Source organism: Kitasatospora sp. NBC_01539 (assembly GCF_045040525.1).
Classification (GTDB): domain Bacteria; phylum Actinomycetota; class Actinomycetes; order Streptomycetales; family Streptomycetaceae; genus Kitasatospora.
Window position 1 is genome coordinate 8,670,328 of record NZ_CP109390.1, and the last position, 11,763, is coordinate 8,682,090.

General features: G+C 74.3%; 9 protein-coding genes. 8 read left to right on the top strand and 1 reads right to left on the bottom strand.

The features are described from left to right. Positions 1–95: 95 nt before the first annotated feature. The 3 genes from OG335_RS37535 (at position 96) to OG335_RS37545 (ending at position 2,728) form a co-directional block, all read left to right on the top strand. Positions 96–944, top strand: a complete 849-nt coding sequence (locus OG335_RS37535; protein ID WP_405009391.1) for an SMP-30/gluconolactonase/LRE family protein — start codon at positions 96–98, stop codon at positions 942–944. Between the two features lie 237 nt (positions 945–1,181). Then, positions 1,182–1,985, top strand: coding sequence for an alpha/beta fold hydrolase (locus OG335_RS37540; RefSeq protein WP_405009390.1), 804 nt, complete (start codon positions 1,182–1,184; stop codon positions 1,983–1,985). A 38-nt stretch (positions 1,986–2,023) separates the two neighbouring features. Further along, a complete protein-coding gene (locus OG335_RS37545; protein WP_405009389.1) occupies positions 2,024–2,728 on the top strand; it encodes a histone deacetylase in 705 nt (234 codons plus the stop codon). 69 nt (positions 2,729–2,797) lie between these two features. Here the strand turns inward: OG335_RS37545 and ligD are convergent, their stop codons facing one another. Continuing rightward, positions 2,798–3,781 carry a non-homologous end-joining DNA ligase gene (gene ligD / locus OG335_RS37550; RefSeq protein ID WP_405015293.1) on the bottom strand — a complete coding sequence of 328 codons (984 nt, stop codon included), beginning with the start codon at positions 3,779–3,781 and terminating at the stop codon, positions 2,798–2,800. Between the two features lie 80 nt (positions 3,782–3,861). Here ligD and OG335_RS37555 point away from each other — a divergent pair, with 80 nt between their 5' ends. From OG335_RS37555 to OG335_RS37575, 5 genes are all read left to right on the top strand, one after another. Beyond that, positions 3,862–4,920, top strand: a complete 1,059-nt coding sequence (locus tag OG335_RS37555) for an ATP-dependent DNA ligase (protein WP_405009388.1) — start codon at positions 3,862–3,864, stop codon at positions 4,918–4,920. Positions 4,921–5,413: 493 nt separating this feature from the next. Continuing rightward, positions 5,414–7,876: a glycoside hydrolase family 9 protein gene (locus OG335_RS37560; RefSeq protein ID WP_405009387.1), complete on the top strand. Its 2,463-nt coding sequence runs from the start codon at positions 5,414–5,416 to the stop codon at positions 7,874–7,876. Between the two features lie 277 nt (positions 7,877–8,153). After that, a complete protein-coding gene (locus OG335_RS37565; RefSeq protein WP_405009386.1) occupies positions 8,154–9,221 on the top strand; it encodes a hypothetical protein in 1,068 nt (355 codons plus the stop codon). A gap of 294 nt (positions 9,222–9,515) precedes the next feature. Continuing rightward, positions 9,516–10,544 carry an L-threonine 3-dehydrogenase gene (gene tdh / locus OG335_RS37570; protein ID WP_405009385.1) on the top strand — a complete coding sequence of 343 codons (1,029 nt, stop codon included), beginning with the start codon at positions 9,516–9,518 and terminating at the stop codon, positions 10,542–10,544. A 21-nt stretch (positions 10,545–10,565) separates the two neighbouring features. After that, positions 10,566–11,759: a glycine C-acetyltransferase gene (locus tag OG335_RS37575; protein WP_405009384.1), complete on the top strand. Its 1,194-nt coding sequence runs from the start codon at positions 10,566–10,568 to the stop codon at positions 11,757–11,759. Positions 11,760–11,763: the final 4 nt, after the last annotated feature.

Consider the following 11,763-nt stretch of genomic DNA (forward strand, 5'->3'; position numbering starts at 1 on the left):
CACGGGCGGCCGACACGCCGCCCCCGAGGAATCCTTCCACCCCCCGGAGGGCTTCGTCATGATGGGGCGTCAGCCGGACGACCGAGGAGCCCGCCGTGCCCGAACCCCGCGTCCTCCTCGACGGCCTCGTCCTCGGCGAATCGCCCCGCTGGCACGACGGGCGCCTCTGGGTCTGCGACTGGGGCGCCCGGGAGCTCCTCACCGTCACCGCGGACGGCACCCGCGAGACGGCCGGCGGCATCGACTCCTTCCCGTTCTGCATCGACCCGCTGCCCGACGGCCGCCTGCTGCTCCTCGCCGGCGGCGACCGCCGCCTCCTGCACCGCGGGCCCGACGGCACCCTCACCCCGTTCGCGGAGCTCCGGGCCCTGTGCGACCGCCCGTGGAACGAGGTCGCGGCGGACGGCCGCGGCAACGCGTACGCCAACTGCATCGGCTTCGACCTGATGTCCGGCGAGGCCCCGGCCGCCGGTCTCGTCGCCCGGATCGCCGCGGACGGCACCGCCCGCACCGTCGCCCGTGACGTCGCCTTCCCCAACGGCATGGCCGTCACGCCGGACGGCGCCGTGCTGCTCCTCGCCGAGTCGTACGCGGCCTGCATCACCGCCTTCGACATCGCCGCCGACGGCGGCCTGGTGAACCGCCGCACGTGGGCGCGGATCGAGGGCTCCGCACCCGACGGCGTCGCCCTCGACGCCGAGGGTGCGCTCTGGTACGCGGACGTGCCCAACCGCCGCTGCGTCCGCGTGCGGGAGGGCGGGGAGGTGCTGCAGACCGTCGAGGTCGACCGCGGCTGCTTCTCGTGCGCCCTCGGCGGCCCGGACGGCAGCCCGACGCTGTACATCACCGCCGCCGAGTGGAACGGCCCGGCCGCCGCCGGTGCCGCCCGCACCGGGCAGGTCCTCGCGGTGCCCGCTCCCGCTCCGGCGGCCGCGCGGCCGTAGGGCCACGGCCGCCGGTCGCGGCGGATGCGGGGACGGCCGGCACGCGCCCGCGGGCTCGCGGTGCCGGACACCGACGAGCAGCGGGCCTGGGTGGTGCGCCTCGCGGGCGCCCGGTGCTGACGCGGCACGGGCGGGTCGGCCGGTCCGACATGCCGCGTTCGGACCAAGCTCTCCGGTTCGTCCGCGCGGAGGCCGCAGACTGCGGGGACGGTACACCCCGGAGGCGGAGGTCAGGACGTGAGCGGGATCGAGGAGTTCGACGCGTGGGACGTGCACGAGTACGGTCCCGCCGACGCCCCGCACCGGGTGCTGCTCCTGCCCGGCGCGCTGTGCAGCACCGCGGTGTTCGACGACATGGCGGCCGACCCGGCGCTGGCCGACGCGCCCGTGCGGATGGTGGCGGTGACCGTCCCGGGGTTCGCCGGCACCACGGCCCCGCAGGACCTCGGCATGGAGAACTACGCGGCGCTGCTGGGCCGGTTCGGCGCGGAGCGGGGCTGCACGACGGTGGTCGGCCACAGCCTGGGCGCGAACATCGCGCTGGAGATGGCGGCCGCCGGGCACGCCCCCGGGCCGGTGGTGCTGCTGTCGCCCTCGATCTCCCGGCCGGACGAGGCGCGTGACCTCACGGTCATCGACCGCCTGGGGCGGATTCCCGGGCTGGGCGGCGCGACCTGGGCGGCTGCGATGCGGCTGACCCCGCGGATGATGGAGGGCGAACTGCCCGAGGGACGGCGGGAGGCGTTCATCGCCGACCTGCGGAAGAACGATCCGGCGGTCTGCCGCAGGATCGTCCAGCACTTCTTCGACCACCTCGACCGCTACGGTTCGCTCGCCCCCCGGCTGCGGGCGTCCGGCGTGCCCGCCTGGGTGGTCCGCGGCGACCGCGACGAGATCGGGCTGACGGACGAGGAGCGGGCCGAGCTGGCGGCCGGGCCGCAGATCACCCTGGTCACCGTGCCGGACGCCGGTCACATGCTGATGATCGACCAGCCTGCGGCGCTTGCCAAGCTGGTCGCCGGGGTGGTGCTGGGGGCGTAGCCGGGCCCCGGCGGCCCGGCCCCGCACACTCTCCGGCCATGCGCACCCCCACGCCCCGCCGCCCCGGGCCGCGCCCCGGCGTGCCGGAAGCAGGCCGGGCCGCCACCCCCGACCTGCCGGTCTGGTACGCCGCGTACGGCTCCAACCTGCGGCGTGCCCGCCTCGGCCTCTACCTCTCCGGCGGCCGGCTGCCCGGCAGCACCCGGGTCCACCCGGGCTGTCGCGACGCCCGCCCGCCCGCGGCCGACCTGCCCGTCCTGCTGCCCGGGGCGCTCTACTTCGCCCGCCGGTCCCGGGTCTGGGGTGGGGGCATGGCGTTCCTCGACCCGGCCGCGGCCGGAGAACTACCGGCCAGGGCCTATCTCCTGACGTACGGTCAACTCCTCGACATCGCCGCGCAGGAGATGCACCGCACCCCCGGGGACGGCCCCGCGCCGGATCCCCTCCCCGATCTCGCGACGGCCTACCGCGACGGCCGGTTGCGGCTCGGGCCGGGCCGCTACGAGACCCTGCTCTGCGCCGGCACCCTGGACGGCCACCCGGTGCTCACCCTCACCGCTCCCGGCGGCTCCGCCACGGCCGAACTCGGCGCGCCCACCGCCGTCTACTGTCGCGCCATCGCCGCCGGCCTCGCCGAGTCCCACGGCTGGCCGGCCGAGCGGGCCGCCGCCTACCTGAGCAGCCGCCCGGGCGCCACCGGACACTGGACCGCCGAGGCGCTCCTCGCCGCGATCCGCGGATGAACGGGCCCCGGGCCGGGCGCACCACCCGGCGGGCCGACCGGGCCGACCGCCGGCCGGTGCGCCCCGCGGTCAGTCCTTCTTCGCCCGGCTCGGCTGCACCCGCATCGGCTCGCCCGGCATCTTCGGGTGGTCGGGCGGGTAGGGCAGGTCGCCGGAGTCCTGCTGCGCGTACAGCTCCATCAGGGGCGTCAGGTCGAACGCGTGGTCGTCCATGTCGGCGTGCAGATCGCCGAGTTCGGCGAACCGCTTGGGCACCGTCCGCAGGTCGAAGTCGAGCGGCACCACGTCGTCGAGCTCCTCCCAGCGCAGCGGCGCGGACGCCGTCGCCTCGGGGCGGGCGCGCAGCGAGTACGGCGAGGCGATGGTGCGGTCCCGCGCCATCTGGTTGTAGTCGACGAAGATCTGCTCGCCGCGCTCCTCCTTCCACCACGCGGTGGTGACCCGGCCCGGCATGCGGCGCTCCAGCTCCCGGCCGAGCGCGATGACGGCGTGCCGGCAGTCGGTGAACGTCCAGCGCGGCTCCACCGGTACGTACACGTGCAGCCCGCGGCCGCCCGAGGTCTTCGGCCAGCCGCGCAGCCCGAGCTCCTCCAGCAGCGCCCGCAGCTCGTGCGCGGCCCGGACGGCGTCGTGGAAGTCGGTGCCCGGCTGCGGGTCGAGGTCGATGCGCAGCTCGTCCGGGTGCTCCGTGTCGGTGCGCCGCACCGGCCACGGGTGGAACGTCAGACAGCCCAGGTTGGCGGCCCACAGCACGGCGGCCGGCTCGGCCGGGCAGATCTCGTCGGCGCTCCGGCCGCTGGGGAAGGAGATCCGGGCGGTCTCCAGCCACTCCGGCAGGCCCCGGGGGGCGCGCTTCTGGTAGAAGAACTCGCCCTCCACCCCGTCCGGGAAGCGCTGCAGGGTCGTCGGCCGGTCACGCAGGCCGCGCAGCACGCCCGGCGCGACCGCCAGGTAGTACTCGGCGACGTCGCGCTTGGTGTAGCCGCGTGCCGGGAAGTACACCTTGTCCGGGCTGGAGAGGCGCACGGCCCTGCCGTCCACGTCCAGTTCCACTGCTGAGCCCATGGCCCCACGCTAGGCGGGGCCGAGGCATCCGGCGCGCGGGCCGCGGGGCCTGCGGCGAGGATCGCACCATGGACCTTCCCATGATGCCGCCCGTCCGGCCGATGCTCGCGAAGCCCGTGGCCGAGATCCCGCCGGGCATGCAGTACGAGGCCAAGTGGGACGGCTTCCGCGCGATCGTCTTCCGCGACGGCGACGAGATCGAGATCGGCAGCCGCACCACCAGATCCCTCACCCGGTACTTCCCCGAGCTGGTGGAGGCCTTCCGCCGCGAGCTGCCCGCCCGCTGCGTGGTGGACGGCGAGATCGTGATCGCCAGGGACGGCCGGCTGCGCTTCGAGGAACTGCTGGAGCGCATCCACCCCGCGGCCTCGCGGGTCCGCGCCCTCGCGGAGCGCACCCCGGCGGCCTTCGTCGCCTTCGACCTGCTCGCCCTCGACGGCACCGCGCTCGCGGACCTCCCGCTGGGCGAGCGCCGAGCCGCCCTGGAGACGGCCCTCGCCGGCGCCGGCGCGCCGGTGCACGTGGCCCCGGCCTCCACGGACATCGACGTCGCCCGCACCTGGTTCGCGCAGTACGAGGGCGCCGGACTGGACGGCGTCGTCGCCAAGCCCCTGGACGCGCCCTACGCGCCGAACGAACGCACCCTCTTCAAGATCAAGCACCTGCGGACGGCCGACTGCGTGCTCGCCGGCTACCGCGAGCACAAGAGCGGGCCGGTCGTCGGCTCCCTGCTGCTCGGCCTCCACGACGACGACGGCCGGCTCCAGCACGTCGGGGTGTGCGCGTCCTTCCCCATGGCCCGCCGCCGGGAACTCGTCGAGGAGCTGGCCCCGCTGCGCCTCGACGACCTGGCCGGCCACCCGTGGGCGGCCTGGGCGGACGAGAGCGCCCAGGCCTCCTCCCGGCTGCCCGGCGCGGTCAGCCGCTGGACGGGCACCAAGGACCTCTCCTGGGTGCCGCTGCGCCCCGAGCGGGTGGTCGAGGTGGCGTACGACCACATGGAGGGCACGCGCTTCCGGCACACGACGCAGTTCCGCCGGTGGCGGCCAGACCGGGAGCCGTCCGACTGCGGTTACGGGCAGCTGGAGGAGCCGCTCTCGTACGACCTCGCGGAGGTCCTCCGCTGAGCCGGCGCCGGCCGCCCGCCACCGCGGGCGGCCGGAGCGGCGGGCGCAACTCCGTGATTCCGGTGCTGCGTTCCTCATTGACACGGCCACGCCCCCGCCGCGACCATGGACCGCACCGCCCGACCGTCCGAAGGCGCACTCTCCCGTACCGAAGTGGGAGCGCTCCCACGATGTTTGGGCAGGTAGACCGGCTGCTCCCACCCCCGTGGCAGCCGGCCGCCCCGTTGTGCCGTCACCCGTACGCCCCCCACCCCCCGTACGGCCCCACCCCCTGCCCGGCCCGTCCGGCATGCCCGGACACCCCCCTGCCCCCACCCCCACCGCACCCCGCGCAACCCCCCTGCGCCCGCACCACTTCACCCCGTACCCCCACCGCTGCATCCCCCACTGCTGCATCCCCCACCGCCGCACCCACGTGCCCCACCACCGCCCGGCGCCGCGAGCCGCGTCCCTCCGCCGGGCGCTCCCGCCCCCGCCGTCCCGGAAGGACGCCATGTCGTACCCCGCCGCACCCCCACCCGGCCGGTCCGTCCCGGCCCGCCTGCTGTCCGAGCAGCCCGCCGCGCCCCGGCGCGGCAGGGTGCACCGCGGCGTGGCCGGGTTCGCCCTCGCGGGGGCGCTCGCCGCGGGCCTCCTGCTGCCGCTCCACTCCGCAGCGCAGGCGGCCACCCCCGCCTTCAACTACGCGGAGGCGCTGCAGAAGTCGGTGCTCTTCTACGAGGCCCAGCAGTCGGGAACGCTCCCCGCCACCAACCGGGTCTCCTGGCGCGGCAATTCCGCGCTCGACGACGGCAAGGACGCCGGCCTCGACCTGACCGGCGGCTGGTACGACGCCGGCGACCACGTCAAGTTCGGCCTGCCGATGGCCGCTTCGACCACCATGCTGGCGTGGGGCGGCATCTCCCAGAAGCAGGGCTACACCGCCTCCGGGCAGATGCAGTACCTCAAGAACAACCTGCGCTTCGTCAACGACTACTTCATCAAGGCGCACCCCGCCCCCAACGTCCTCTACGGCCAGGTGGGCAACGGCACCAAGGACCACGCCTGGTGGGGACCGGCCGAGGTGCTGCCGATGGCCCGGCCGTCGTACAAGATCGACGCCTCCTGCCCCGGCTCCGACCTCGCCGGCGAGACGGCCGCCGCGATGGCCTCCTCGTCCATGGTCTTCGCCGACAGCGACCCGGCGTACGCAGCCACCCTGCTGACGCACGCCAAGCAGCTCTACACCTTCGCCGACACCTACCGCGGCAAGTACTCGGACTGCATCACCGACGCCAAGGACTACTACAACTCCTGGAGCGGCTACAACGACGAGCTGGTCTGGGGCGCGATCTGGCTCTACAAGGCCACGGGGGACGCGAGTTACCTCGCCAAGGCAGAGGCGGCCTACGCCGGCCTCTCCACCGAGCCGCAGTCGACCACCCGCTCCTACAAGTGGACCATCGCGTGGGACGACAAGTCGTACGGCGCGTACGTCCTGCTGGCCCAGCTCACCGGCAAGCAGCAGTACATCGACGACACCAACCGCTGGCTCGACTGGTGGACCGTCGGCGTCGACGGCGCGAAGGTGCGGTACTCGCCCGGCGGCGAGGCCGTCCTCGACTCGTGGGGCTCGCTGCGCTACGCCGCCAACACGGCCTTCGCCGCGCTCGTCTACTCCGACGGCCTGACCGGTGACGCCACCCGCAAGGCCCGGTACCACGACTTCGCCGTCCGGCAGATCAACTACGCGCTCGGCGACAACCCGCGCAAGTCCAGCTACCTGATCGGCTTCGGCGACAACTCCCCGAAGAACCCGCACCACCGCACCGCGCACGGCTCCTGGACGGACCAGCTCACCAGCCCCGTCAACAGCCGCCACCTGCTCGTCGGCGCCCTCGTCGGGGGCCCGAGCTCGCCGGACGACACCTACACCGACGACCGCGGCAACTACACCAACAACGAGGTCGCGACCGACTACAACGCGGCCTTCACCGGGGCGCTGGCCCGCCTCTACACCGAGTACGGCGGCACCACGCTGGCGTCGTTCCCGACGAAGGAGGCCCCGGACGGGCCCGAGATGTCCGTGCAGGCGTCGCTGAACACCACCGGGACGACCTTCACCGAGGTCAAGGCGTACCTCATCAACAAGTCGGCGTGGCCGGCCCGTGCGATGAAGCGCGCCGAACTGCGCTACTACTTCACGCTCGAACCCGGTGTCAGCCCGAGCCAGCTCACCGTGACCACCAACTACAACCAGTGCGGGGCCGTCAGCGGGCCCACCCAGTACGCGGGTTCGGTCTACTACGTGTCGATCGACTGCTCCAACACGGTGATCGCACCGGCGGGCCAGTCGGCGTACCGCAAGGAGGTGCAGTTCCGGATCGCCTCCTCCGGCGCGTGGGACCCCACCAACGACTGGTCGTACCAGGGCATCGAGACCAACCCGAGCTCCCCGCCCGTCGACACCACGCACCTCGTGCTGCTCGACGGCGGTGTGAAGCAGTGGGGCGCCCTGCCGGACGGTTCCACGCCGTCCCCGTCGCCGTCGGCCTCGCCCTCGTCCTCCCCGTCCTCCTCGCCGTCGCCCTCGCCTTCGCCGTCCCCTTCGCCTTCGCCCAGCCCGTCCTCCTCGCCGTCGCCGAGCCCCAGCGTTCCGGTCGGTGGCTGCGCCGTCACCTATGCGATCGCGAGCAGTTGGGGCACCGGCTACACCGCGAACGTCACGGTGAAGAACACCGGGTCCGCGCCGGTCTCCGGCTGGACGCTGGCCTGGACGTTCCAGGGCGCCGAGAAGATCACCAACGCCTGGAGCGCGACGGTGGCCCAGACAGGCAGCGCCGTCACCGCCAAGGACGCCGGCTACAACGCCGGCATCGCCGCAGGGGCCTCCACCTCCTTCGGGTTCCAGGCGTCCGGTGCGCCCGCCGCCGTACCGGCCTTCACCCTCAACGGGAAGGCCTGCACGGCAGCCTGACGCACCCCACCCCGAGCCGCGGTCCGGCCTGCTTGAGGGGGCAGGCCGGACCGCATTTCCCGCTGCCTGCCGCCCCGCCGGGGCGGCAGGCTTCGGGCATGCCGCGCGTCCGGGCGGCCGCCCCTCGGACCCCGGGCTCAGGGCCCACTACCGCGGCGCGCACCCCGCCGGGGATCTTTCCCGCATCAATCCTCCGGAGGGATCCGGATACGGGAGGATGCTCGGCGACGGTCCGCGGCAACGGTGCGGCGGACAACGGCATTTCGAGGGGGCGCAGGTGTGGCAGGCAGTGGTGCGGGACGGGCGGGGGGCACTGCTGCTGGTGTGTGCGTGCTATCAGGGCTTCGCGCTGCTCGCCGGCCGGCTTCTGATCGCCGCCCCCCGTCACCGGCAACTGCTGGCGCGCGTCCGCAGCTGCCGGGCGCGGATCGCCGTGCTGGCCGCCGGATCAGGCGGTGATCCGCTCCGGGAAGCCGAACTGGCCGTCGTGACCGACCTGTTGAACGGTGCGGAGAGCCCGGTGGGCCGCGGAACGGCAGGCCGGGCGGTGCCGGGTGCCCCGGCGGTGACGATGTCGCTGGCGAAGCTCGCCGCGGCGTGGCGCTCGCTGCACGGTGCCGAGCGCCGGCTCCTGCTGCTGGAGGCGGGCGAGGAGACCGAGGCGCGGGTCCGCACCGTCCGGCTCCGGCTGGTGGCCACCGGTCTCCCCGCGGACGCGTCGCTGGCCGCCGAGCTGGCGGCCGCCTCGACCTCGCCGGGCGGCGCCGCCCGTCCGCTGCTGGTGGCCGCGACCGAGCTGCTCGACGACCGCGAGGACGGTGCGGCCGAGCGGGAGTACGAGCAGCAGCGGGCCGCTCTCTGGCTCGCCACGACCGGGCTCGGCGTCGTGCTCGTGGTCGGCCTGGTGTTCGGGAACGGGCCGGCACTGCTGGTCGGCGCCCTGGGCGGGTTCCTGTCGCCGCTCGTCGGTGCGGTGCGGTCGCAGCGGCCCTCGCCGCGGGGCGTGCCGGTGCTGGCCCCGGTGGGCGGCGCGCTCGCGGCGGTCGGCGGCCTGCTGCTCGTCCGGACGCTCGCGGATCCTCGGCTGGGCCTGCTGGGCGAGGTGTTCCTGGAGAACTCCTGGGGCGCCCCGGAGCGGCCGATCGCCCTGGCGATCGCCCTGCTCGCCGGGCTCTCCGGCGGCGCCTTCGCGCGGCTGGCCCTGGCCGCGGCCGGGCGGCCGGATGCCGCACGGGGTCGGGGCACGACGCCCGGCCCGGGTGCGGTGCCGGGCCGGGCCGCGGTGGTCGGCCGGGACGGCACGGCCGTGCGGAGCGGCGGACCGGGCGCCGGCCCGGTGCGGTAGCGGGGCAGGGGGTGCCCCGGGCGCGGATGGGCGCCGGGGCGGCGGCCGGGCAGGGGGCCGTACGGGCCCGTACGGGCCCGGGGCGGCGGTCGCTCACCCGTCCGGGTGTGCCTCGGCACGCCGTGGGCCTGTCTAGGGCGGGGCTCGGGGACGATCGTTCAGCCCAGCTGTGACCGCCCTTAAGAATTCCTCGATGGACCGGACGGGCTCCGACCGGGCAGATTGCACAGTGTCCGGTGGGGCGGTTCCTGCCTCGCCGGGCTTCCGTTCCATCGTGCGTCAGGAGCGCTCGCCGTGAAGGCACTCGTCAAGCAGAAGGCCGAGCCCGGGCTCTGGCTGGTGGACGTCCCGATGCCGGAGATCGGCCCCTCCGACGTGCTCATCAAGGTGCTCCGCACGGGCATCTGCGGAACGGACCTGCACATCCGCAACTGGGACGGCTGGGCGCAGCAGACCATCACGACGCCCCTGACGCTGGGCCACGAGTTCGTCGGCGAGGTCGCCGCGACCGGTGCGGCGGTGGCCGACATCGAGGTCGGCGACCTGGTGAGCGGCGAGGGCCACCTCGTCTGCGGCAAGTGCCGCAACTGTCTGGCCGGGCGCCGGCACCTGTGCCGCAACACGGTCGGCCTGGGCGTGGGCCGCGACGGCGCGTTCGCCGAGTTCGTGGCGCTGCCCGCCGCCAACGTCTGGGTGCACCGGGTGCCGGTGGAGCTCGACGTCGCGGCGATCTTCGACCCGTTCGGCAACGCCGTGCACACCGCGCTGTCGTTCCCGCTGGTCGGCGAGGACGTCCTGATCACCGGTGCCGGTCCGATCGGCATCATGGCGGCGGCGGTCGCCAAGCACGCCGGCGCCCGCAACGTCATGATCACGGACGTCTCCCCGTACCGGCTGGACCTCGCCCGCAAGGTCGGTGTGACGCTGGCCCTCGACGTCTCGCAGCAGACCATCGAGGAGGGCCAGCGGCAGCTCGGCCTGCGCGAGGGCTTCGACGTCGGCCTGGAGATGTCCGGCCGGCCGGAGGCCATGCAGTCGATGATCGCCAACATGACCCACGGCGGCCGCATCGCCATGCTGGGCCTGCCCGCGAACGACTTCCCCGTCGACTGGGCCCGCATCGTCACCTCGATGATCACCATCAAGGGCATCTACGGCCGCGAGATGTTCGAGACCTGGTACGCCATGTCCGTGCTGCTGGAGGGCGGCCTGGACCTCAGCCCCGTCATCACCGGCCGCTACGCCGCCGCCGACTTCCAGGCCGCCTTCGACGAGGCGTCCGGCGGCAACTGCGGCAAGGTCATCCTCGACTGGACCGTCTGACACCCTCAGGAGCAGCCGCACATGTTCGACAACGTCCGTGACGACCTCGCCGCGACCCTCGACGAGATCCGCGAGGCCGGCCTCTTCAAGCCCGAGCGGGTCATCGGCTCGCCGCAGAGCGCCGCCGTCACTGTGACCGGCGGCGGGCGCCCCGGCGAGGTGCTGAACTTCTGCGCCAACAACTACCTCGGCCTCGCCGACCACCCCGCCGTGGTCGCCGCCGCCAAGGAGGCGCTGGACCGCTGGGGCTACGGCATGGCCTCCGTCCGCTTCATCTGCGGCACCCAGGACGTGCACAAGCAGCTGGAGGAGCGCCTCTCGCAGTTCCTCGGCCAGGAGGACACGGTCCTCTACTCCTCCTGCTTCGACGCCAACGGCGGCGTCTTCGAGACCCTCCTCGACGACCGCGACGCCGTCATCTCCGACGCCCTCAACCACGCCTCCATCATCGACGGCATCCGCCTCTGCAAGGCCCGCCGGCACCGCTACGCCAACCGCGACATGGCCGACCTGGAGGCGCAGCTCAAGGCCAGCCAGGACGCCCGCCGCCGCCTGATCGTCACCGACGGCGTGTTCTCCATGGACGGCTACATCGCGCCGCTCCGCGAGATCTGCGACCTCGCCGACCGCTACGACGCCATGGTGATGGTCGACGACTCGCACGCCGTCGGCTTCGTCGGCCCGACCGGCCGCGGCACCCCCGAGCTGCACGGGGTCATGGACCGGGTCGACATCATCACCGGCACCCTCGGCAAGGCCCTCGGCGGGGCGTCCGGCGGCTACGTCGCCGCCCGCCGCGAGGTCGTCGCCCTGCTGCGCCAGCGCTCCCGCCCGTACCTCTTCTCCAACTCGCTGGCCCCGGTGATCGCGGCGGCCTCGCTGACCGTGCTCGACCTGCTGGAGCGCTCCGCGGACCTGCGGGAGCGGCTCGCCGCGAACACGAAGCTGTTCCGCAGCCGGATGACCGACGAGGGCTTCGACGTGCTGCCCGGCGAGCACGCCATCGCCCCGGTGATGATCGGCGACGCGGCGAAGGCGGGCCGCCTCGCCGAGCTGCTGCTGGAGCGCGGCGTGTACGTGATCGGCTTCTCGTACCCGGTCGTGCCGCACGGCCAGGCCCGGATCCGCGTCCAGCTCTCCGCCGCGCACTCCACCGCGGACGTGGAGCGGGCCGTCGCCGCCTTCGTCGACGCCCGCGCCGCCCTGGGGGAGTGACCGA